The following is a 24,094-nucleotide window of genomic DNA, read 5'->3' as shown; positions in this document are numbered from 1 at the left end:
AATTCTTTTTTCCAAGCTGATAAAACAAAACTCAAAAACAAGGTTTAAAAAATAATTTCAAAAGTTTTTTAAAGATGTGATTTGAATGAAGAAGGGAGAAATATTTCTCCGGAGTTTTAAAGGGTTTTCAAGATAGTTTTATTTAAGAGATTTGAAAACTCTTTAGCATTTTCAACAGAACCACTCTCTAAAAGTTTAGCAGAAGCATAAAGCAAATAAGCTGTGTCAATCAAAAGCTCTTTATCCTGAGTGTCTTTAAGCTTTTGTAAAATAGGATGATTGCTACTTAGCTCCATTGTTTTCTTTTGGGCAGGAGGCTCTTGACCCATTTGACGCATCAAATTTGCCATCATTGCATTTTGTTCATCCCCAACCAAAGCTACAGGAGAAGTAAGTGATACAGAAAGGATGATATCTTTTACTTCATCTCCTAATGCCTCCTTAAAAACAGCAATAAGATTCTCAAAAGATTTTTGTATTTCAGGAGCAATCATTTCTTCACCAAGTTCTTTGAGTGTCTCACTTGCACTTGCTTCTTTTAAAGGGATTTTATCATATTCATTCACACTTGGTATCACAAATCCATCTACCTCATCAGCCATCAACAATACTTCATAGCCTTTTTGATGATATTTCTCTAAAACAGGTGCAGCCTTAAGCAATTCAAGATTTTGCCCTATCATATAATAAATACTTTTCTGATCTTTTGGCATCTTTTCTTTATACTCTTTTAGAGATATATTTTGCTCTCCTTTAGATGTTGCAAACCTCAAAAGATTTAGGATCTTCTCTTTGTTTTCATAATCACTATAAAGCCCTTCTTTTAGAACCTTACCAAACTGAACATAAAATTTCTCATAAGCTTCTTTATCTTTAGCAATATTTTCGATTTCACCTAAAATCTTCTTCACCGATGCAGCCCTGATATTAACTAAAATCTTGTTTTGCTGCAAAATCTCTCTGCTTACATTCAAAGGCAAATCTTCACTATCAATAACCCCTCTGATAAAACGCAAATATTGAGGCAATAATTCCTTGTCATCATCAGTAATGAAAACCCTTTTTACATAGAGTTTTACTCCTGATTTATAATCAACTCTATAAAGGTCAAAAGGAGCCACCTGCGGGATAAAAAACAAAGTGGAATACTCCAATGTCCCCTCTGTTTTTGTATGTATCCACTTCATTGGTTCTGTATTATCATGAGCAAAACTTTTATAAAATTCTTTATAATCTTCGTCTTTAAGCTCATTTTTATTCATTTTCCAAATTGCTTTGGCGGTGTTGATTTGTTCTTTTTTTTCTTCTTTGATTTCTTTTTTATTATCACCTTCTCCTTCAAATTTAGTATCTGTATAATTTAGATAGATAGGGAAAGGGATATGCTCAGAATATTTTTTCACAATATTTTCTATTTCCCAACGGCTCGCAAAAGAAGAATCTTCATCTTTAAGATAAATAGTTATCTGTGTCCCTTGAGTTTCTCTTTTACAAACAGAGATTTCATACTCCCCTTTTCCATCACTCATCCATGCATAAGCCTTATCTTCTCCTGCCTTTTTACTCTGAACAATCACTTTATCTGATACCATAAAAACAGAATAAAATCCAACACCAAATTGACCTATAAGTGCAGAATCTTTTTTCTTATCGCCACTCAAAGAAGATAAAAAGCTCTTTGTGCCTGACTTTGCTATCGTCCCTAAATTACTTATCAACTCTTCTTCATTCATTCCAATACCATTATCTTCAATTATAAGAGTCTTTTTTTTCTCATCAAAACTTAATTCAATATATGGCTCAAACTTCATATCTTTGAGTCTTTCATCAGTTAAAGTAAGATAATTTAATTTATCCAATGCATCTGAAGCATTTGAAATCAATTCTCTTAAGAAAATTTCCTTATTAGAATAAAGCGAATGGATCATCAAATCCAAAAGCTGATTAATCTCGGTTTGAAAGGTATGTTTTTTACTCATTTAACAACTCCTAATTTTTAAGATTTTAAATTTAGCAATTATACCATTGAATTTTAAATTTCTGTATATATTTATATTATTTAAATCAATATTATTTAGTCATAAAGTATCAATTTTTATTAGTCAATAAACAACAATAACCTAATTATTACATAAATTATGAACATAATAATGTTACTTTTTGTATATTCAAAATAGATGTATTTAAAATTTATGAACTTTATGTCAAGTTTTTAACGATTATTAACAAAACCTATTTAGAATTAGTCCACGATACTAGTAAACAAAACGCTATATCAAAATTTTTGACAAGGAGACACGATGAAACTCAATCCAAAAGAGTTAGAAAAGCTTATGCTCCACTATGCTGGAGAACTAGCTAAAAAACGAAAAGAAAAAGGCATAAAACTTAATTATGTTGAAGCTGTAGCTTTGATCAGTAGTGAGATTATGGAAATGGCCAGGGAAGGCAAAAAAAGTGTAGCCGATTTGATGAGTGAGGGTAAAAAGATACTCAAAGCTAGTGATGTGATGGATGGAGTCGCTGCAATGATTCATGAAGTCGGTATTGAAGTAGGTTTTCCTGATGGCACAAAACTTGTAACAGTCCATACTCCTATTGAAGATAATGGCAAATTAACTCCAGGTGAATTTATCCTCAAAGATGGCGATATAGAAATCAATAAAGGTAAGACACCCATAGAAATCAAAGTCAACAATAAAGGTGATAGAGCTATTCAAGTAGGTTCTCATTTTCATTTCTTTGAAACCAATAAACTTCTGGAATTTGACAGAGAAAAAGCTTATGGTAAAAGACTTGATATCCCTTCAGGAACTTCTGTGAGATTTGAGCCTGGCGAGACAAAAACTGTTTCTCTTATCGAAGTTGGAGGCAATAAAAGAACATTTGGTTTCAATAATTTAGCTGATTCTCAAGTGAATCAAGATAATAAAAATAAATCAATGCAAAACGCTAAAGCCAAGGGCTTTTCTAAATAAGGAGTAATCATGACAAAACTATCAAGAAAACAATATGCATCAATGTTTGGACCAACTATTGGTGATAAAGTGCGTTTAGCAGATACTGAATTATTTGCTGAGATTGAAAAAGACTATACTGTTTATGGCGAAGAGCTTAAATTTGGTGGTGGCAAAACCCTTCGTGATGGTATGGCACAAAGTGTTAGTTCTAATGTCAATGAACTTGATTTAGTCATTACTAACGCAATGATTATTGATCACAATGGCATTTACAAAGCTGATATTGGAATCAAAAATGGAAAAATAGCTGGTATTGGTAAAGCTGGCAACAAAGATATGCAAGATGGGGTTGATGATAATATGATCGTAGGAGCAGGCACAGAAGCACTTGCTGGAGAAGGAATGATTGTTACTGCTGGAGGGATTGACACACACATCCATTTTATTTCTCCTCAACAAATACCTACAGCACTCTACAGTGGGATAACTACAATGATAGGAGGAGGAACGGGACCTGCAGATGGAACAAATGCAACTACCTGCACACCTGGAAAATGGAACCTCAAAGAAATGATACGAGCTGCTGAAGAATACACAATGAATCTTGGATTTTTTGGCAAAGGCAATAGCTCAAATGAAAACGCACTTGCTGAACAAATCAAAGGGGGTGCTTTAGGGCTAAAAATACACGAGGATTGGGGTGCAACTCCTTCTGTGATAAACCACGCTTTGAATGTCGCTGAAAAATACGATGTTCAAGTAGCCATCCATACTGATACACTCAATGAAGCTGGTTGCGTTGAAGATACTATCAAAGCTATAGGTGGCAGGACTATCCACACTTTTCACACTGAAGGTGCTGGTGGTGGACACGCTCCGGATATCATCAAAATTGCAGGCGAACCCAATATACTTCCTGCTTCTACAAACCCAACAATTCCATTCACCAAAAATACAGCTGATGAGCATTTAGACATGCTAATGGTTTGTCACCATTTGGATAAAAAAATTAAAGAAGATGTTGCATTTGCCGACTCTCGAATCCGACCCGAAACAATTGCTGCAGAAGATACTTTACATGACATGGGCATATTTTCAATCACCAGTTCAGATTCTCAAGCAATGGGTCGTGTAGGTGAAGTCATTACTAGGACTTGGCAAACAGCAGATAAAAACAAAAAAGAATTTGGACGTCTAAAAGAAGAGAATGGCGATAATGACAACTTTAGGATCAAACGTTATATTGCTAAATACACTATCAATCCAGCTATTGCACATGGTATTTCTGAATATATAGGTTCTGTAGAAGTTGGTAAATTTGCAGACCTTGTAATTTGGCATCCTGCATTTTTTGGTATCAAACCCGATATTATCATTAAGGGTGGTATGATTGCAGCAGCGAGAATGGGTGATCCTAACGCTTCTATCCCGACTCCCGAGCCTGTTATTTATCGTGAAATGTTTGGGCATCATGGAAAGGCAAAATATGATACCAATATTACATTCGTATCTCAAGTAGCCTATGAAGAAGGCATCAAAGAAAAACTTGGACTTGAAAGGGTCATCCTTCCAGTCAAAAACTGTCGCAATATCACCAAAAAAGATATGAAAAACAATTCTGTAACTGCTCATATTGAAGTCAATCCAGAAACTTATGAAGTAAAAGTTGAAGGCAAAAAGGTTACTTCAAAACCTGCTGAAAAACTTAGCCTTGCACAACTCTATAATCTATTTTAATGAATCTCCCCCATTAGGGGGTAAAAAAAATTTACAAAAAGGATAAATTAATGTTAGGACTCGTATTAATGTATGTTGCTATTGTATTGATGAATAATGGATTTTGTCGATTAATGAAAACTGATGGCAAAAGTGCTGCGGTAATGAATATATTTGCAGGTCTACTTTCTGTCATTGCCAATATCATTGTGATTGTACATGGAGATTTTGAAAACAATCTCACTGATTTATATGCTGCAGCTACTGGATTATTGTTTGGCTTCACTTATCTATTTGTTGCTGTCAATAATATTTATAATCTTGATTGGAGACCCTATGGCTGGTATAGTCTTTTTGTAGCTATTAATGCAATACCAGCAGCTTATTTAAGCTATCAAAGTGGGACTGAAGAAGGATTTTGGTTTGCCATCATTTGGATTTTATGGGGAATTTTATGGCTTACAGGCTGGATTGAAACTGTCCTAAAAAAAGAATTACCTTGGGTTCCTTATTTGGCTATTTTTGAAGGTATTTTTACTGCTTGGATTCCTGCTTGGCTCATCATTACTGGTTATTGGTATTGATAAATGCCCATCACAAAGCTTCAAGGAAACCTTAAAGATTTAAATATCTCTGCATTGCAAATTGATTATATTGATTTGCAATGGTATGACACACGAAAAAAAATTGCTCGTTGGAAAACTCGCAATGGCAAAGAAATAATGATGAGGTTAGAAAAATATCCAAAAATAGGCTTATCTCAAGGCGACATCCTTCAAAAATTAGAAAATGAAGTGATTGCCATTAATATTTTACCCACAGAAACTATACACATTTATGCAGCCAATACAATAGAAGTTGCAAAAATTTGTTATGAAATTGGGAATCGCCATGCAGCTTTATTTTTTGGCGAAAATGAGTTTGAATTTAAGACACCATTTGAAAAACCTATCAAAGACTTATTTGATAAACTAGCTATCAAAAATGTTATCCTAAATTCAAAACTAGACGCCTCTGAACGTATCAATATCAGTATGGTTCATACCGAACCCAATTTCAAAATACATCAAAGTCCAAATCTACAAATCATCATCACAGGAGAAAATGTTGGCAACCAATAAAGATTTTTTGATTTTACAGATTAATGACGCACTTTTTCCTATTGGAAGCTATACTCACTCTTTCGGATTAGAGAGCTATATACAAAAAGGTAATGTCAAGGATAAAGATTCTGCACTCCAATATTTACACGCTAATCTATGCACTCAATTCCTCTATACAGAACTTTTAAGCCTCAAATTTGTTTATGAATTCGCTCTAAAAGAAGATTTAAAAAAAGTACTTGATATTGAAGAATTGATTTGTATTTCAACTTCTCCTGCTGAATTACGCAATGCAAATCAAAAACTTGGCTCCAGATTCCTCAAAACAATAGCGGTTTTACCTTTAGATATTCAACTTTTTTTCAATCAATATACAAAAGCCACAGTTTTCCCAACACATTCAACTGCTTATGGTGTATTTTGTGCATGTATGGGTATAGAATTTGATATCACTATCAAACATTATCTCTATGCACAAAGCTCAAATATGGTCACTAATTGCGTCAAAACCATCCCTCTTTCTCAAAACGATGGGCAAAAAATACTATTAGAGCTTCAAAAAACATTTGAACAAATCCTCAAAAGATTGAAATATTTAGAAGAAAATCACCTTTGTTCTTCTAGTATTCACAATGATATCAAAGCAATGCAACATGAAAATTTGTATTCTCGACTTTATATGTCTTAAAATTAAACAAAAAGGATAATAATATGGTAAAAATTGGAATATGCGGTCCTGTAGGCAGTGGAAAAACAGCCTTAATTGAAGCACTCACAAGGTTAATGGCTAATGATTACAGTATAGGTGTTATCACTAATGATATCTATACAAAAGAAGATGCTGAATTTATGAGTAAAAATTCCATAATGCCAAGAGAACGTATTATTGGTGTAGAAACAGGAGGTTGCCCACATACAGCTATTCGTGAAGATGCTTCGATGAATCTTGAAGCAGTTGAAGAAATGGTACATAGATTCCCTGATATTGAAATTATACTCATTGAAAGTGGTGGAGACAATTTATCTGCGACTTTTAGTCCTGAGCTTGCAGATTTTACAATTTTTGTGATTGATGTTGCAGAAGGAGATAAAATACCTCGAAAAGGAGGACCAGGAATCACACGTTCTGATCTACTTGTCATCAATAAAATTGACTTAGCCCCTTATGTCGGTGCAGATTTAGGAGTTATGGATAGGGATTCAAAAAAAATGCGTGGCGAAAAACCTTTTATTTTTAGCAATATCAGATCCAAAGAAGGGCTAGACAAGATTATTTCTTGGATCAAAAAAAATGCCTTACTAGAGGACTAAAATGACAAACTATGCCCAAGAAACAAAACTTTCTCTAAAAACAAAAATAGGTCTCAATGGAAAATGTATCATTGAAGATACTTTTTTTACACCACCCCTCAAACTAATGTCGCCTTTTTATGAAGACGATACTGCCAATATAATGCTCATTTCTGTCAGTGCGGGATTGATGGAAGGGGATCATCAAGAAATGGATTTTGATATTGGACAAGATTGTAAAGTGAAATTAACATCTCAAAGCTTTGAAAAAATTCACAACACACAAAAAGGCTTTGCCTCAAGAAATACCCAAATCAAAATTGCAAATAATGCAACCTTTGATTTTTCTCCTTTGCCAATCATTCCCTTTGCTAATTCAGATTTTAGAGGTTCTACAACTATCTATTTAAAAACAAATTCTAATTTAATTTATAGCGAAATCATCACAGCTGGTCGAACCAGTCGCGATGAAATATTTGCTTTTAAAAACTTTTCTTCCAAACTTAAAATCTACAAAGAAAATAAACCAATATTTTTTGACAATACCCTACTAGATCCAAAAACTATCGAACTAAACAACGTGTGTTTATTTGATAACTATACTCATTATTTAAATCTTATCATCATAGGAAATCAAATACCTCAAGAATACCTCAAAGAAACCATCATAAAATCAAATCTAAATATCGGTATCAGTGAGCTTCAAACAGGAGGATTTTGCATCAAAGCCTTATCAAAAAACTCTGAAGATTTACTATTCTTGCGTGAAAAGATTGCTAAATAAACCATAATCTTTTAGATTATTTTACACTCAAAAATACAAGCCCTTTACTTTCACAAAAATCTTCAAAATTAGATAAAATTCTAACATAAACTCTAAACACACTTAAGAAAGGTGAAAATGAATCAAATCATTACCCTGAATGTCGAAAATACACCTGAACTCAAAATAGCAAAAAACTTTTTAATCATAAGCATTTTATTGTATTTTTTAAATGGAGGAATTTCACTTTTTTTACCACATATTACTTTTTGGTGGACACTCTCTTGGTTACTTTCAGCTTTATTCCTTACACTTAATATTTCTGGATTTTACAAACTTTCCAAACTAGGCAGGAACCAAAATCTATTCAAATACTATATGTTGCTCATCATAAGTACAGCCATATTCACTTTGATTTCAATGATAGGCTTCAAGTTATTCTTTGGGATTTGGGTTTTGAATATAAATGACCTTGAGCCAACATTGTTATCAAACTCTAAAGACAATTTTATATTTTTAGGAGGTCTATTTATTGTTGGATTATTTTACATAGCATTTAATATTTATTGGGGTTATAAAATGTCTTTAGAACTCAGCATTTTGAGCAAAGATGATTTTTTCATCAAAGGATTCAAAATCATATTAGTTTCTATTTTGATAGCTATTTTTGCCAATATTTTATTTTCATTAAATGCTACAATATCTTCTTTACTATTTACCATTTCAATGTTAGGGATAATAATAGGTATTTTGATTTTTATAAGTGGCTTTTTTAGGCTCAAACAAATCAGCTACAAGATATCATGACAAATTCAGTAATACCTACCAAACTAAACCAAAAGGTTAGATTTTGAAAAATTTACCAAATATCTTGACTATCTCACGAATATTCTTAGCAATCATTTTACTTATATTTTTAACTAATGGAGAAAATATCCTCCCGACATGGGTAGACAAAAGCTGGATAAATTATTTTTCTTGTTTGATTTTTTGCATTGCCTCTTTGACAGATTTTTTTGATGGCTATATTGCTAGGGTTTATCACTCAAAATCTATTTTTGGAGAAGTTTTTGATCCTTTGGCAGATAAAATGCTGATATTATCTGCTTTTATTGGTCTTTTAATTGTTGATAGAGCAAATGCTTGGGCAGTTTTTATTATTTTAAGTCGTGAATTTTTTATCACAGGTCTTCGAGTCGTAGTCGCAAGCAGTGGAAAAACTATTGCAGCTAACATGCTAGGAAAATACAAAACAGGTATCCAAATCCTAGCGATTGCTTTTTTACTAGCAGATTTTTTCAAAGGTGGAGAGATTTTATTATGGTTGGCAACTTTTATCACTCTTTATTCAGGCACTGATTATACTATCAGATATTATAAAAGTATAAAATAATGTCAATTATTATTGCTTTTTTGGTTTTATCTTTTTTGGTTTTTTTCCATGAATTGGGTCATTTTTTAATTGCTAAGGCTTTTGGAGTAAAAGTTGAGGTCTTTAGCATTGGATTTGGGAAAAAAATCCTATATAAAACATATAAAGGTACTCAATACGCAATTTCAGCTATCCCACTTGGTGGCTATGTCAAACTAAAAGGTCAAGATGATATCAATCCTCTCATATCAAATGAGGATAAAGATAGCTACACAAAAAAAAGTCCTTTAAAAAGAATATGTATCCTCTTAGCAGGTCCTTTTTTTAATCTGTTATTAGCCTTCATTATCTATATGACTCTAGCTTTAATTGGACAAAAAACGATTTTACCCATCATCGGAGAAATCCAGCAAGATATGCCTGCTGCCAAAAGTGGTCTGCAAAAAGAAGATATTATACTAAAAATCAATGGAGAAAAAATTCACGACTGGCTTGAATTAAACGAAGCAGTGATAAAAACTAAAGGACCTCTCCAAATAATATTCCAAAGAAATACAAAAATACTACAAACAACACTAGAACCCAAAAAAGCAAACTCTAAAAATATTTTTGGCGAAAAAATAGAACGTAATTTTATCGGCATTGTTGCGAATGGCGATATTGGTTTGGTCAAATACAATTTAAGAGATTCTATTGATTATGCTTTCAATCAAACTTGGAAATCAAGCAAATTGATTTTACAAAGTATTGAAAAAATTTTTTCTGGAGTTGTAAGCGTAAATGAAGTGGGGGGAGTCATCAGTATTGTCGGTTTTATTTCAAAGGCAAGTCAAAATGATTTGATTGTTTTGCTGAGCCTAGTAGCAATTATTTCTGTAAATCTTGGGGTTTTAAACCTATTCCCTATCCCCGCTTTGGATGGTGGACAAATATTATTTAACTTATATGAATTCATCACCCGCAAAAAAATCTCTCCAACAAGCCTTTATTACCTCACTATATTTGGCTGGATACTTTTACTAGCACTCATGGGCTTAGGAGTATATAATGATATCCATCGCTTGGCGATAAAATGAATCAACAAATCTTAAATGTCACTCAACTAAATACCCAAATCAAGTCCCTATTAGAAACGACTTTTTTAAATGTAAGTGTAGAAGGAGAAATCAGTAACCTTACAAAACATACCAGCGGGCATATTTACTTCAGCATCAAAGATGAAAATTCTTCTATTCGTTGTGTGATGTTTAAAGGAAATGCTTCAAGTTTAAAATTTGAACTCAAAATGGGTGAAAAAGTTATTATTTATGGTGGATTGAATGTATTCATGCCTAGGGGAGAATACCAAATCATCTGCAAAAATATCCAACCTAGTGGTATAGGCGTACTCAATTTAGCCTATGAACAACTAAAAAAAAGACTTCAAGATAAGGGATATTTTGACGAAAAACACAAAAAAAAACTCCCCCTATTCCCAAAAAAAATAGCCCTAATTACTTCTGCCACAGGAGCTGCTATTCAAGATATGAAACGCGTTGCACAAAATCGATGGCCTTTAGCAGCACTGAGTGTTATCAATACTCTAGTGCAAGGCGAAGAAGCAAAATACGATATTACAAAAAATTTACAATATGCAGATAGCTTTTATAGTAGCAAACAAGCTTTTGATATTATTGTCATCAGTAGAGGTGGTGGAAGCATTGAAGATTTATGGGCTTTCAATGAAGAAATGGTAGCCGATGCTATTTTCAATGCCAAAACCCCTATTGTATCTGCAGTAGGGCATGAAATAGATTTTGTCATCAGTGATTTTGTAGCTGACTTGCGTGCTCCTACCCCCTCAGCATGCATGGAAATGATTTTACCTGACAGCAAAGAATGGCTTTTAAGGATTGATGAAATTCAAGATTTTTTACTTGATAAAATACAAAATCTATTAGAAATATCTGAACAAAAAATCAAAACTCTCCAAGAAAATTTTAAACAAATCAGTTATGAAGTAAAATTCCAAAAAAATAAAAATGAAATTTTGGAATTAAAAAATTACTTTCAACAAGCTTGCCAAAATTTATTGAATACAAAAAAACAAATCCTAATTAGCTTCAATTTAGCATCAAGTTTAGAGTACTTTTTAAACATAAAAGCAACAAAACTCCAAGAAATAAAGCTCTCCTTAGAAGTCAAAAACCCAAAAAATTTCATCAAAGATGGTTATGCACAAATCCTATATAATGGTAAAATCACACCACTGAGTTCACTACAAACAAATGACATATTTGAGATTATTGATACAGAAATCCAGCTCAAAGCACAAGTAATCCAATCAGAAAACTTGAGCAATAATTCATGAATCTATGGATTAAAATTAAGACAAAAGGTAATATTTGAGAAAAATTACCACCTTAAGATAGTTTTGACTTTTTTTAGTCTTTCGAAAGGATAAAATCTTTCTTCTTTATTGAACTCAAAAAACACACCTTTAGCATCTACTTTTCTAATAAAAGCTTCAAATATTTCATTTTCATCTGTTTTTACCAATACCTCTTCATTTAAAGAAAGTTCAAAATGCTTAGAAGTTTTCAATAATCTCTCAATGCCTGGCGAACTTACTTCCAAAGTATATTGAATATTGATAGGATCATAAACATCCAACACTGGCGAAATAAGCTGGCTAACTTCTTCACATTTATCTAATGTTGTGTTACCATTTTTTGCCAATATGCTTATCCTTAAAATATCTGTATTATTTTCTTTCAAAAAAGCAATATCATAAAGATAGCATCCTACAGAATCAATAAGTTTGTCTAATTTTTCTTCAAGTTCTTCAGGGATCATTTTTACTCTCGTATTATTTTTGTTTATTGATTTGAGCAAAGATTTTGTCAAGAGTTTTGTTACGTTCTAAAGTATCATCAAATTCAAAATTTAATTTTGGACATTTATACCATCCGCTCGCATTCAAAACATATTCTCTTAAAATACTTTCAGCTTTTTTAAGACCTGATAAAATTTGTCTTTTTTCTTCTGTGTTATAAAAATCTGGATGGATAAATACATCGGCATAATATTTACCCTTTGAACATTTGACACTAACAATACTCAAACCATTAATTTTAATATCACCAAGACTGCAAAGTGCTTCTTGTAAGATTTCTTTTAAAATAGATTCTGTCCTTTGCAAACGAATACTCTTATCCATCAAAAAACCTTATAAAATAACTTGATTTTTTTGAACCTCTTTATAAGTTTCAAATACATCCCCAATATGAACATCATTATAGTTCTCAAGCATAATCCCACATTCATATCCTTTAGAAACCTCTTTGGCATCATCTTTGAAACGTTTTAAAGAGGCAATTGTACCTGTATGGACAACCACACCATTGCGTATCAAACGAACTTTTATACCCCTTGCAATCACACCATCAACGACCATACATCCAGCGATTGTCCCAACTTTTGAAATCACAAAAGTATCTCTAACTTCAGCCTGACCTGTGTTTTCCTCATCAATCAATGGAGACATAAGTCCAGAAATCAAAGCTTTCGTATCATCAATCAAACCATAAATAATTGAATAAGTTTTAATCTCCACACCTAATTCTTTTGCTCTTAATTTCACTGTTCCTGTAGGTCTAACATTAAAACCCAATATTAAAGAATTACTGCTCGCAGCCGCTAACGCAATATCGCCCTCAGTGATTCCTCCCACCCCAAGCCCAATAATATTGATTTGGACTTCTTGATTATTAAGCTTTTCTAAGCTAGCCTTGATGGCTTCCAAACTCCCTTGAGTATCTGCTTTTATCACAACAGGGATAGATTTTAACTGTCCTTTAGCCACCATTTGAGAAAGTTCATCAAAAGATACCTTTGTTGTCTTGCTCAATTCTTTTTGACGCAAGTATGTAGCTCTTTTTTGTGCATATTCTTTAGCTATAGCATCATTGTGCACACCTATGAGTATCGAACCAGCACTTGGAACTTCTGATAATCCAGTAACGACAGCTACACCCGATGGCAATAACTTATCAATATTTTTACCTTGATCATCAATCAAAGCCCTCACTCTACCAAATGCAGTCCCTGCAACAATAGAATCTCCAACCCTTAAGGTGCCATTTTGAACAATAAGTGTAGCTACTGGACCCCGACCTTTTTCAATACTACCCTCAAGGACAACAGCTTTTGGACTTGAACTAGGATCTGCTTTAAGTTCCATGACCTCTGCGTGAACCAAAATAGTTTCTAACAAATGTTCAATGCCTTCTCCACTTTTTGCTGAAATTGGGATAAATTCATATTCACCACCCCAATCAATAGGATTGAATCCAAGCTCTGCACATTCTGCTTTAAGCTTATCTGGATTAACATTTTCCTTATCCATTTTATTCATAGCAATGATAATTTGCACTCCTGCAGCTTTAGCATGATTGAGTGCTTCAATGGTTTGTTGTTTGACGCCATCATCTGCAGCTATTACAATAATAGCAATATCAGTAACCTGAGCTCCTCTACTCCTCATTTCTGTAAATGCTTCATGTCCAGGCGTATCAATAAAAGAAATTAATTTTCCATTTTTTTCTACCATATACGCACCAATATGTTGTGTTATTCCTCCAGCTTCAACACTCGCCACACGAGTATTTCGTATTTTATCCAATAGCGAAGTTTTACCATGATCGACATGCCCCATAATAGTAACAACAGGTGGACGTTCTTGCATTGAATTAGGATTTTGCTCTTGGTCTTGAATATATTCAAGCTCTTCAGAAGTATTTTGAATTGAAACTTCTATTTTAAACTCATCTGCCAATATCTCTATTGCATCTCTATCTAAAAAATCATTTTTTGTAACCATCATTCCCAAATTAAACAATACCTTAACAACCTCAGCCAAATTTCTACCTGCAATATCTGCAAATTCATACACACGAATCTCTTCAGGAATGCTGATAACACTTTGAGCAACTTTAATATTGTTATCTTGTTTTGGTGGTTTTCTTCTTTTGGTGCTCCTTTTAATGCTACCATCACTCATCCATGGATTTTTCTTATGGACTTTTATCCTATCAGTAATGGCTTGTTTGACTTGATTTTCTTCCTCTTCATCACGGATATCTTGTTGGTGTAAATCAAAAAGCATAATTTCATTTTGCTCTTCATCTTCATCAATCTCTTTTAAAACACGCTCTCCTAATATATCTATCTTTTGTTCTTTGTGTTTATGAGAAGTTAAAGCCTTTGTTTTCTGTGGCTTTTTAGATTTTTTTGGCGTTATGGATTCATCATTCCTAAGCCCCTCAAGCATTTCTTGTGCAGATGGAGAATATTGATATTTTTTTACTTCACTTGATGCTGTGGATTTTTCCTCATTACCTTTTTTTACAATACGAATCCCCATCCTCCTAGCAACACCTACATGATTTTCTATTTGAGATTCAATATTGTCAATATTTTCTTCTATAGGCTTTTGGATAATTTCAACAGATTTTTCTTCAACAGGCTTTAGAGATTCTTTCGAAACTTTAGTTTCTTTTTTGGTATTTTTAGTAGTTTTTGGAACTCTAGGAGCTGATTTTTTTGCTTCTACTGGAGGAGTTTTAACTTTAAGAGAAGTTTTTTGAGCTAGATTATTAATACCTGTGGTGATATATTCATATAAACTAGCAGCCTCTTCATCATTAAGACCACTTGAAACTGTTTTAACATCTAAGCCCATTTCTTTTGCTTTTTCCAAGACCTCTTTAGAGCTTTTACCTGCTTCAGTCGCTATCTCAGTTAATCTAACTTTTGCCATTTACTTCTAATCTCCTCTACCTGCTCTTTGATAATATTTTTATCTTTGGGGGTTTTTTTAAGTTTAATCAAACTCATCACGATTTTATCGCTATCAAAACATTCTTTGCATATATAAAAACTCCTACCATTCCCATCAAATAATTCAATCTTAGTATTTTGTGTCTTGAGTCTAAAAAGCTCTTTTTGTTTTAATCGTTTCCTGCAACAAATACACATCCTAATAGCATTTTTAGATGAAAATCTTTTAAATTCCACTATTTTTACCTATCATTATACCAAAATTAGCTTATTCTTACTCAATTCTTACGCCTTCATTATCAAAATTTAAAATATAAATCCTAAAAGGTGGAAATTTTTTCTTAAAAATAGCAGCTAATTTTGGAGCATCATCAAAGTAACACAGATTAAAAAAAGAAGAACCACTGCCTGAAAGCGAACTCATCAATGCGCCATTACTCAATGCGATTTTTTGGACAGAATATAAAATCGGGAAATACTTCATCCTTCTTTCCTGATGGAGTTTATCCTTACTGGCTAATCTTAAAATATCCCATCTTTGTTGAGAAAAAGCCATAGCCATCAAAGAAGATCGTGAAAGATTAAATACACATTCTATTGTCGAATATCTTTTAGGCAAAGCCTGTCTAGAATATTTGGTAGAAATAGAACGATTTGGTACTACAATAACAGCTTTAAGCGTCTTTGGAATTTCATTTTTAAGCGAATAAACTTTTTTTTGTTCAACAATAGCTACATTAAATCCACCATAAACAGCTGGTGTTATATTGTCTGGATGAGATTCATACATTAAAGAAGCATTCAAAATCGCTTCCTTATCCAATCCTTTCCCAGCAAACTCAAAAGCTGAGGCAATAGCCCCTACAATGACAGCAGAACTACTCCCTAATCCTCTTGAAACAGGTATTTTATTCTTAAAACAAAAGCGAAATTCACTCTCAGGCATACCTAAATCTATTAAAGTTTTCTTAAATATTTTCACAAACATATTATCTATCAAAAACTTTGGCACACCCTCCCCTTCTCCAATTATTTGTATACTGGTAAAATTTGAAGGTGTGATTTCAAAATAATTCCTAAAATCAAGACTCAAGCCTAAAGAATCAAAACCCGGTCCCAAATTCGCACTTGTAGCAGGAACACTGATTGTCATTTGTTTCCTAAAATTTTTTTCTCATTATATCTTAAACTGGAGGCAAAATATAAAGCGGGGTATTTTGTGTATCAAAAGCTTCAGGGCAAATTTCCTCAGGTAAAATAAAACAATCTTCAATTTCTTCCATTCCAATATCTTTAAGTTCAATATTATCACGATGCTCAGTACACACAAAAAATTTATTCCCAAAAGCTTTTATCGGCATATTTTGATTGAAATAAAAACTATCAGTAGAATATAATTTAACTCCTTTGCTCAAAACTAAAGTATGCAAAAAAATATGCGTAAGCTTGAGTGCAGTAAAACTACCTGGTCCTCTAGCATAAAAAATAGATTCTATTTGTAAATCAAACCCTTCTAAATAAGAAAATATTTCAGAAAATAACTCAATAAGACCATCGCCTGTTTTTTTAGAAGATAAAAAACTCTTTTGAAGTTTTTTATCTTTGTAAATACCCACTTTTATTGGAGTATGAATAGAGAGTAAAACCAAATCAACTTTTTTATCCATACCCATCAAATCCTATTCAATCTCTTTGACAAACTCAATAGCATCTTGAGTTTCACCTTTTTCTGTGATGAGTATTTCATAAGCATCGCTTTGAGAAAAAATCTTTTGTGTTAACAAAGAATTCAATTTATGACTACCTGCAAAAGAAATATAACTCCCCATCAAAGGCATACCCAAGACAGCCATATCTCCAATAGCATCTAATATCTTATGGCGAACAAACTCTTCTTTATACCTCAGACCTTCTTTATTGAGTATACCACTTTCATCAAGAACGATACAATTACTCAAATTTCCTCCCTTAGCTAAACCTTTTGAACGCAAATAATTCACCTCATGCAAAAACCCAAATGTCCTAGCACGTGCTATTTCTTCTTTATAAGACTGCTGGTTGAAAACAAATTTATATTTTTGCTCTTTAATGGCCTGATGTTTAAAATCTATAGCAAAATCAAATACCATTTGATTGCTAGGCTCTACCCTGACAAACTTATCTCCATCCCTAACTTCAATAGGTTTTTTGATTTGTAAAACTTTTTTTGGAGCATCAAGTTCAACAATACCTGCCTCGTCTAAAAGCATACAATAAGCTATTGAACTCCCATCCATTATTGGTATTTCTTCATTGTCAACAGATATTTTGAGGTTATCAATCCCATAAGCATTCACAGCAGAAAGCAAATGCTCAATAGTAGAAATTTGCACACCTTCTTTACCTAACACAGTCGCCATTGTGGTATTTACAATATTTTCTGGTTTCATTGGGATACTCACACCTTCATCGCTACGATAAAATACAATCCCATTATTAGCCTCTAATGGTTCCAAAACCATTTTTACCGGCACGCCTTTATGTAAACCTATACCAATCAATTCGACTTTTTTTCTTATGGTTCTTTGCTTCATTTGATTTCCTTTATAGATATACTATCGCCAACTTTTGTAATTATTTTTATTGAGTCATTTGAATTTATTTTTTCAATCACTTCAGTTGATAAAATCTCTCCACAAAAAATAATATAACCTGACACAACCTTTCTTAACATCAAATACTCTCCTCCACATTCTACTATACCCTCACATTTTCCAAATATACTAATATTGCTTTCTGAAAAAATTCTAGCACCATTATTTACATTATTGAGGAATATAAGTTCATTAACACTTTCTATCTCTTCACCACTTCGAATACTCCTTGAGTATATACGAGTAGGCTCTTTTTGAATTGTAAATTTAGAAAGATTATTTTCTCTGCCTTTTATGTCATTTTCACTTACAATATAAATTATTTTGAGTTCTTCAAGCATTTCTTTGAGGTTCATATCAATCTGTTCCCTGAACACCAATAAATAATCCTTCAAAAGGATAAAATTTTTTTTAATAAAATCAATATATTCGGTGGTATTTGCTCCACTGAATTCAAAAACCTTGATATTTTTTTGCCTTGTCTTAACCACTTAATCCTCAATTATATTTTTTGCTTTAGTGAAAATATCAGTTATATTTGTCTTAATCCATTTTGGATCCATCCATTCTACATCTCTCACAGCGTGTCCTTGCACTAAAATCCCTAAATGCAAATGATCGCCAAATGCCCATCCAGTTTGGCCTGTGAATCCAATCACAGTACCTGAAGTAATTTCCTCATCAGGTTTGAGTGAAAATTTCGACATATGTGAATACAAAGAAGCCAAACCAAATCCATGATAAATAATTGTTGTATTCCCATATACCCCTAACAATTCAGTCAAAACAACCCTACCTGGATTTGAAGCAATAATAGGAGCATTCCTAACACTCGCTATATCCAAACCCAAGTGCAAAGATTTGCTGATTTTTTGTTTCCCAAAAAAATAAGTCCGATGATCGCCAAAATTCCCCACAACCACACTGCCCTTAAGTGGCAAAAAAGCTGCAAATTCAATAGGCTTAGTTAATGTCGTATAATCAACATTACTAGATGCTTCATAAATAGTTTCTTCATCCCTTTGACGGATCGTTTCATTAACATATTTGAATTTTTCTATATTATTAGCAAAACTGTTAGGATCACGTTCACCTATTGTATCGACAAGTTCATTGAGTTTGCCATTCAAAAAACTATCCTTAACTTTGATACTAGAATATCGATAACGTACACTCAAATCTTTGACAAAAGGGATCGAAACTCGTTTTTGATTGTAAGCTTTATCCAAAACAGTGATGGTTCCATTAAAAAAATTATTTTGCACTGGCCAAGCCAAAATCACAGCATAATAACCTGATTTCAAAAAAGGAAAAACTTTAAAATCATCTTCTCCATTGCTTACGCGAATAGATTCAATACTATTATCATCGACCTTAAAAATGAGTAATGCACTCCCTCCGTAGCTAATTTTATACGAATTAGCTACGATGTTAACTATAGGTGCCTGAGTATCTACAATCAGATCCAAATCCCTTACAGTAACATTTCCACTAAAAAAATTCGCATTACTCCAATCTCTTATATAGATTTTATAATGCAATTTTACCCCATCAGCAAGTTTAATATCAGGTTTTGGAAGCAAAAAAGTAAATTCCTTAGGTTTATCTAAAATAGTCTCATTTTTTTTGTCAACAACAACCAGACCATCAGGAGTTGTAGCTGTTATACTGTAAGTATTTATGCCACTATCATCACTAGCATGAACATAAATCTCTTTGCTAGGATTCCAATAAGCTTGAGTATCTAAGGCAACATTTTGTTTTTTATTGACCGACATATAGACATTAACTTTAGGCGAATTCCTCTCAAAAAAATTCGCATTATAAATAATATATACCCCCACAATGACAACTATCAACAAAAACAGCTTTACAAAAGTCTTAAATCTCATCTTTCCCCCTTTATATTATCTTGGATCTGATATTTTACCCTCTATCGCACTCTTTGCAACTACTGCTGAATTAGCTAAATAAACTTCTGAAGTCCTTGCACCCATCCTGCCAATGAAATTTCTATTAGTAGTAGAAATACAACGTTCATTATCACCTAATATGCCCATATAGCCTCCTAGACAAGCTCCACAAGTTGGATTAGAAACTAATGCACCCGCTTCAATGAGTATATCAATATAACCAAGCTCTTGAGCTTGTTTATAGATCTTTTGTGTACCAGGGGTAACAATAAGACGAATATCCGGATGGATTTTATTCCCCTTGAGTATCTCTGCAGCTATTTTCAAATCACTCAAACGACCATTTGTGCAAGAACCAATAAAAGCCTGATCAATCTTTAATTCATCTTTGACTGCTTGACTGATTGGCTTACCATTGCTAGGCAAAAAAGGATAGGCAATGATAGGCTCAAGCTTGCTAGTATCAATACTGATAACCTGCTCATATTTTGCCTCAACATCAGAATAATAATATTTTGGTTGGGTACGCAAATTGCCATTAGCTTGTTTTCTCTCTTCAAAAAAATCTTTTGTGATTGCATCTGCAGCAATAATGCCATTTTTTGCTCCTGCCTCTACTGCCATATTGCATAATGAAAAACGATCATCCATACTCAAATAGCTAATCGTCTCACCACAAAACTCAAGAGTTTGATACAATGCTCCATCCACTCCAATCTGTCGTATAACTTCTAATATCAAATCCTTTCCATAAATTCCATCAGCAGGCTTACCAATAAATTCTACCTTGATAGATCGAGGGATTTTAAACCAATTTTTACCTGTAATCATTGCATAAGCTAAATCTGTGCTACCCATCCCCGTAGAAAATGCACCCAAAGCCCCATGAGTACAAGTATGAGAATCTGCCCCAATGATAACATCCCCACTCACAACCAAACCTTTTTCAGGCAAAAGAGCGTGTTCAATACCCATATCGCGTTCATCAAAATAATTCTTTAAACCAAACTCTTTAGCAAAATCACGACTCACCCGAGCTTGATTGGCTGAAGCAATGTCCTTAGCAGGGATAAAATGATCCATCACGATACAAAAATTATCCGGTTTCGCCAAAGCCTTTGCTCCTGCATTCCGAAATGCTCTGACAGAAAGAGGAGTTGTGATATCATTACCAATAATCATATCAATATCTGTTTGGACAATATCATCAGCATATACATCATCCTTGCAATGGGCGGAAAAAATTTTCTCAGTAATGGTTTGTGCTCTCATTATTGCCTTCCTATTATCTTTGATTTTATTTTACAATATTTTGCCATTTTTATGGGATACAAATCAAAATACATAAACATAACTCACATTCCAAATTACAGATCGCTTGAATTGAATATCTTTAGATTCTAATGTCTTAGAATCCCCACTCATGCTATGATAAGTTGCAGGACTCTCAAGTCCCAATCTCAAAAAATTCCAAGGAATTTTTGCACCCACTTCAATACGATTTTTTCTATTAATAGTAAATGAGACTCCTGTATTGAAAGTATAATCTACTTGCAACAAAGTATCCCAAAAAATATGATCGCTACTATAATTACCATCTTGCATTAAAAGTTTCATTTTGTTTTTATTTGCATTATCAAGCAATATCATCACTCCAACACCAATACCAAAATACCCTCCTACAAAATATTTATACTTTTTATCCAATGGAACATCTAAGAGCAAATCAAGATTTAATGTCCCAAGCATATAAATCAAAGATCCTATTTTATTGCCATCTTTCTTATCTTTGATATCTCCACTTGAAAGCATCACATCCCCATAAACCCTAGCTCCAAAATAAGGGTTAAAAAAACTTTGATACCCTGCCTTCCCGCCAAACATCAAAAGATTTGATTGTGTATTAAGTGGGGATTTCAATACTCCTGTTTTTTGCTTTTTAAGATCATCTATAGTTGTCACAGTCTGATTATAATAGCCATCAATATAATCATTGAATAAATTCCCCTGCCCAAAATCAATCCCCATAAAAACACCACTTTTTGCATCTGCACTATCATACTTACGGAGTAATTTTTGCTTTTTCTCTTCAGAGGCATTAGGGAAACGCGAATCAATATAAGTTTTATTTGGATAGAAATCCTGCGGAGTACCACCTTGTTTGATGATCTGTTGTTTGAGAGTATTTATCTCGCCTTCAAGTCCAGCTAAAAAGATAATAGGTTTATCTTGTGTGAATCCTAGTTCAAACATTGTCAATAAAACAAAAACAAATCGTCTCACATCTCCACCTTAAAACAAAAAATTATAACTGATTAAATATAGATTGGTTGAACTGAATTCTCGCAAATCTTCTTCTTGTAACTTAACTGGAGGAATTTTCATCGAAAGCTCAATACGATGTTTGAGATTAAGACTCAAAGCTATACCTAAATTTATCGTTGTTCCAAGTTGATTCAAAAACCTCCCAACACTCTTTTGATTAAAAGCTGTCCAAGCCATCCCTACACCTGCAAAGGCACCTAAAGAATACGCCTTATCCTCATTCAAAGGAATATCTGCCAACAAATCAAGATTGACACTCCCAAGTTGATAATCCGCATTTTTCATATCACCCCTCAAATACTCAGCATAAAACCTCAAACCTGCAATATAATTCCTAAGATATTTTTGATACCCACCTCTGAATCCATAAAGCAATGGATGCAGATTCTGATATCCTGCAGGCGTACTCTTTAAATTAATATTACCCAAAATTGCTCCAATAAAAAAACCATTCTTTTGCTCAGATATCTCAGCAAGTTTGACTTTTTGTTCTTGCTCATAAAGTTGTCCTTTGAGCATATAAACTTGTCTCTTTTGATTTTGTGACTCATCTGCATAAAGCCCAATTATACCTACAAGCAAAAAACCTAGAACATATCTAAAAAACATATTGATACCCCAAAGTAAATAATGTCCCCATCCAGTCAATGCTCTTATTTGTAATAATTTTTAATTCTAACTCCAAACGATTATGACCAAAAAGTGTTACACCAAATCCTGTATTCAGCATTGCACTTAACTCAGGGCTAGCACTATAGCCACGCACCATACTACCCAATCCAATCCCTGCAATAATCCCAGCACCAAAACCACGCCAAATTGGTAAATCAATCAACATATCTCCATTCAAGGTGATACTTGAAAAATTTAATTTCCCTAAAGATTCTTCTTTACTTTTTGTAGCAAAATATTGGATATATAATCTCCTACCAACATAATTAGGTAAAAAAAGCTTTTCAAAAAATGAAGGTAAAAAAGACTGATAACCAAATTTTGCCCCATAAGCAAAAAGATAATCTTTTTGAGCAGTACTAACCAAATCATTACCAAAATACCCAATATTAATACCCAAAAAAAGCCCTGTTTTTTTATGTGCTTGATCTATATTATCAATGAGTTCAGCAATATCCTTATCACTTGTTTTTTGATAAAATTTGAGGTACCTGTAATAGGAAGGATCAAGCTTATTATAATCAACTTCTCCACTAGCATAAAGCATACCTGCAAACAAACACATCAAAATAATAATTTGTCGCATCATCTGCCAACCTTAATTTACAACTATTATAGAGATTTTATCTATTTTTGTATAAAATTTAGTTTTCATACAAAAAAATTTAGAGTATTTTGACTGAAAACCTGCATCAAAAAAATAAATCTATTTTGTCAAACAAAGGATGAATCTCTATGAAAACTACTATTCAAACCATTCAATGCAAAAAAAATCAAGAAAAAATCACAGCAATTACAGCCTATGACTCTCTCTTTGCCAGTTTATTTGATACACAGGTAGATATAATACTCATTGGTGATAGTCTCAATATGAGCTTTGGAGGCAAAAAAGATACCCTAAGCATCACACTTGAAGAAATGATCTACCACACAAAAGCAGTTTGTAGAGGAGCAAAAAAATCATTTATCATCACTGATATGCCTTTTGGGACTTATGCCACCCCAAAAACAGCAGTAAAAAATGCCCTCAAAATTTATCAAAAAACAAATGCTGATGCTATCAAAATTGAAGGAGGTCAACAACGTTGCAAAACTATTTCTTCAATAGTCCAAGAAGGTATTGCTGTTGTCGCACATATAGGACTAATGCCTCAATTTGTCCGCTCTGAAGGTGGGTATAAAATCAAAGGAAAAAATGATACAGAAGCAAAAATTTTATTAGAAGATGCGATGATTCTACAAGAAGCAGGAGCTTGCATGATAGTCCTTGAAGGTATCCGTTCTGATGTAGCTGCTTGTATTAGCAAAAATCTCCACATCCCTACTATAGGTATAGGCAGTGGACTACAATGTGATGGGCAGATTTTAGTTTGGAGTGATTTATTTGGTTTTTTCCAGCAATTCAAACCTAAATTCGTAAGGCAATACCTAAATGGTGCTGAACTGATTCAAGAGGCATTACAAAAATATATTTTTGATATAAAATCATCGCAATTCCCATCTATGGAAGAAAGCTATTAAAGGCAT

General features: G+C 33.1%; 25 protein-coding genes and 1 pseudogene. 12 read left to right on the top strand and 14 right to left on the bottom strand.

The annotated features are described in order from the left end of the window. Positions 1 to 116: 116 nt before the first annotated feature. Positions 117 to 1,979, bottom strand: a complete 1,863-nt coding sequence (gene htpG / locus BKH44_RS05170) for a molecular chaperone HtpG (protein ID WP_095270795.1) — start codon at positions 1,977 to 1,979, stop codon at positions 117 to 119. Positions 1,980 to 2,300: 321 nt separating this feature from the next. Between htpG and ureA the strand changes: the two are divergent. The 11 genes and pseudogenes from ureA to xseA all read left to right on the top strand — a co-directional run bounded on the left by ureA (position 2,301) and on the right by xseA (position 11,554). Then, positions 2,301 to 3,043, top strand: a pseudogene (gene ureA, locus BKH44_RS05165) (urease subunit alpha). Beyond that, positions 2,988 to 4,697, top strand: a complete 1,710-nt coding sequence (ureB, locus tag BKH44_RS05160) for an urease subunit beta (RefSeq protein ID WP_095270789.1) — start codon at positions 2,988 to 2,990, stop codon at positions 4,695 to 4,697. The pseudogene ureA and the gene ureB overlap by 56 nt, the downstream one beginning before the upstream one ends. A gap of 50 nt (positions 4,698 to 4,747) precedes the next feature. Further along, positions 4,748 to 5,260 (top strand): AmiS/UreI family transporter, encoded by a 513-nt coding sequence (locus BKH44_RS05155; RefSeq protein ID WP_095270787.1) that lies wholly within the window; start codon positions 4,748 to 4,750, stop codon positions 5,258 to 5,260. 3 nt (positions 5,261 to 5,263) lie between these two features. After that, entirely contained in the window at positions 5,264 to 5,797 is a 534-nt protein-coding gene (gene ureE / locus BKH44_RS05150) for an urease accessory protein UreE (protein ID WP_095270784.1), read from the top strand. Further along, positions 5,784 to 6,467, top strand: coding sequence for an urease accessory protein UreF (locus tag BKH44_RS05145; protein WP_257842601.1), 684 nt, complete (start codon positions 5,784 to 5,786; stop codon positions 6,465 to 6,467). The genes ureE and BKH44_RS05145 overlap by 14 nt, the downstream gene beginning before the upstream one ends. Before the next feature lie 23 nt (positions 6,468 to 6,490). Beyond that, on the top strand, positions 6,491 to 7,090 hold the full coding sequence (gene ureG, locus BKH44_RS05140) for an urease accessory protein UreG (protein WP_095270779.1): 600 nt from the start codon (positions 6,491 to 6,493) through the stop codon (positions 7,088 to 7,090). A gap of 1 nt (position 7,091) precedes the next feature. Beyond that, positions 7,092 to 7,853, top strand: coding sequence for an urease accessory protein UreD (locus tag BKH44_RS05135; RefSeq protein WP_095270777.1), 762 nt, complete (start codon positions 7,092 to 7,094; stop codon positions 7,851 to 7,853). 117 nt (positions 7,854 to 7,970) lie between these two features. Continuing rightward, positions 7,971 to 8,639, top strand: coding sequence for a hypothetical protein (locus BKH44_RS05130; RefSeq protein WP_095270774.1), 669 nt, complete (start codon positions 7,971 to 7,973; stop codon positions 8,637 to 8,639). A 43-nt stretch (positions 8,640 to 8,682) separates the two neighbouring features. Next, positions 8,683 to 9,225 (top strand): CDP-diacylglycerol--glycerol-3-phosphate 3-phosphatidyltransferase, encoded by a 543-nt coding sequence (gene pgsA / locus BKH44_RS05125; protein WP_095270771.1) that lies wholly within the window; start codon positions 8,683 to 8,685, stop codon positions 9,223 to 9,225. Further along, the gene (gene rseP, locus BKH44_RS05120) at positions 9,225 to 10,280 is read left to right on the top strand and encodes an RIP metalloprotease RseP (protein ID WP_095270768.1); all 1,056 of its coding nucleotides are present in this window, start codon (positions 9,225 to 9,227) and stop codon (positions 10,278 to 10,280) included. Before pgsA ends, rseP begins: the two co-directional genes overlap by 1 nt. Beyond that, positions 10,277 to 11,554 carry an exodeoxyribonuclease VII large subunit gene (xseA, locus tag BKH44_RS05115; RefSeq protein ID WP_095270765.1) on the top strand — a complete coding sequence of 426 codons (1,278 nt, stop codon included), beginning with the start codon at positions 10,277 to 10,279 and terminating at the stop codon, positions 11,552 to 11,554. The genes rseP and xseA overlap by 4 nt, the downstream gene beginning before the upstream one ends. Positions 11,555 to 11,598: 44 nt before the next feature. Here xseA and rimP read toward each other — a convergent pair whose 3' ends face one another. The 13 genes from rimP to BKH44_RS05050 all read right to left on the bottom strand — a co-directional run bounded on the left by rimP (position 11,599) and on the right by BKH44_RS05050 (position 23,153). Beyond that, the gene (gene rimP, locus BKH44_RS05110; RefSeq protein ID WP_143428308.1) at positions 11,599 to 12,039 is read right to left on the bottom strand and encodes a ribosome maturation factor RimP; all 441 of its coding nucleotides are present in this window, start codon (positions 12,037 to 12,039) and stop codon (positions 11,599 to 11,601) included. Between the two features lie 13 nt (positions 12,040 to 12,052). Further along, positions 12,053 to 12,403, bottom strand: a complete 351-nt coding sequence (rbfA, locus tag BKH44_RS05105; RefSeq protein WP_095270759.1) for a 30S ribosome-binding factor RbfA — start codon at positions 12,401 to 12,403, stop codon at positions 12,053 to 12,055. A gap of 9 nt (positions 12,404 to 12,412) precedes the next feature. After that, positions 12,413 to 15,004, bottom strand: coding sequence for a translation initiation factor IF-2 (gene infB / locus BKH44_RS05100; RefSeq protein WP_095270756.1), 2,592 nt, complete (start codon positions 15,002 to 15,004; stop codon positions 12,413 to 12,415). Next, positions 14,986 to 15,261 carry a DUF448 domain-containing protein gene (locus tag BKH44_RS05095; RefSeq protein WP_257842600.1) on the bottom strand — a complete coding sequence of 92 codons (276 nt, stop codon included), beginning with the start codon at positions 15,259 to 15,261 and terminating at the stop codon, positions 14,986 to 14,988. Before BKH44_RS05095 ends, infB begins: the two co-directional genes overlap by 19 nt. A gap of 37 nt (positions 15,262 to 15,298) precedes the next feature. Then, complete coding sequence (thrB, locus tag BKH44_RS05090) at positions 15,299 to 16,177, bottom strand: homoserine kinase (protein WP_095270753.1); 879 nt, start codon at positions 16,175 to 16,177, stop codon at positions 15,299 to 15,301. Positions 16,178 to 16,208: 31 nt separating this feature from the next. After that, positions 16,209 to 16,691, bottom strand: coding sequence for a tRNA threonylcarbamoyladenosine biosynthesis protein TsaB (locus BKH44_RS05085; protein WP_143428307.1), 483 nt, complete (start codon positions 16,689 to 16,691; stop codon positions 16,209 to 16,211). 12 nt (positions 16,692 to 16,703) lie between these two features. Beyond that, entirely contained in the window at positions 16,704 to 17,597 is an 894-nt protein-coding gene (gene lpxC, locus BKH44_RS05080; RefSeq protein WP_095270748.1) for a UDP-3-O-acyl-N-acetylglucosamine deacetylase, read from the bottom strand. Continuing rightward, positions 17,594 to 18,148 (bottom strand): septum site-determining protein MinC, encoded by a 555-nt coding sequence (locus BKH44_RS05075; RefSeq protein WP_095270745.1) that lies wholly within the window; start codon positions 18,146 to 18,148, stop codon positions 17,594 to 17,596. The genes lpxC and BKH44_RS05075 overlap by 4 nt, the downstream gene beginning before the upstream one ends. Continuing rightward, a complete protein-coding gene (locus tag BKH44_RS05070; RefSeq protein ID WP_095270742.1) occupies positions 18,149 to 19,549 on the bottom strand; it encodes a M23 family metallopeptidase in 1,401 nt (466 codons plus the stop codon). 15 nt (positions 19,550 to 19,564) lie between these two features. Next, positions 19,565 to 20,842: a 3-isopropylmalate dehydratase large subunit gene (locus BKH44_RS05065; RefSeq protein ID WP_095270739.1), complete on the bottom strand. Its 1,278-nt coding sequence runs from the start codon at positions 20,840 to 20,842 to the stop codon at positions 19,565 to 19,567. A 63-nt stretch (positions 20,843 to 20,905) separates the two neighbouring features. Beyond that, positions 20,906 to 21,853 (bottom strand): outer membrane beta-barrel protein, encoded by a 948-nt coding sequence (locus tag BKH44_RS05060; protein WP_095270737.1) that lies wholly within the window; start codon positions 21,851 to 21,853, stop codon positions 20,906 to 20,908. 9 nt (positions 21,854 to 21,862) lie between these two features. After that, positions 21,863 to 22,504 carry an outer membrane beta-barrel protein gene (locus BKH44_RS05055; RefSeq protein ID WP_095270734.1) on the bottom strand — a complete coding sequence of 214 codons (642 nt, stop codon included), beginning with the start codon at positions 22,502 to 22,504 and terminating at the stop codon, positions 21,863 to 21,865. Then, a complete protein-coding gene (locus BKH44_RS05050) occupies positions 22,494 to 23,153 on the bottom strand; it encodes a hypothetical protein (protein WP_180674116.1) in 660 nt (219 codons plus the stop codon). The genes BKH44_RS05055 and BKH44_RS05050 overlap by 11 nt, the downstream gene beginning before the upstream one ends. A gap of 149 nt (positions 23,154 to 23,302) precedes the next feature. On the opposite strand from BKH44_RS05050, the gene panB reads away from it, so the two are divergent. Continuing rightward, positions 23,303 to 24,088: a 3-methyl-2-oxobutanoate hydroxymethyltransferase gene (panB, locus tag BKH44_RS05045; protein ID WP_095270729.1), complete on the top strand. Its 786-nt coding sequence runs from the start codon at positions 23,303 to 23,305 to the stop codon at positions 24,086 to 24,088. Positions 24,089 to 24,094: the final 6 nt, after the last annotated feature.

It is taken from the genome of Helicobacter sp. 13S00477-4 (assembly GCF_002272785.1).
In the GTDB taxonomy this organism is placed as follows: domain Bacteria; phylum Campylobacterota; class Campylobacteria; order Campylobacterales; family Helicobacteraceae; genus Helicobacter_J.
This window is presented reverse-complemented; position numbering and strand designations above follow the sequence as displayed.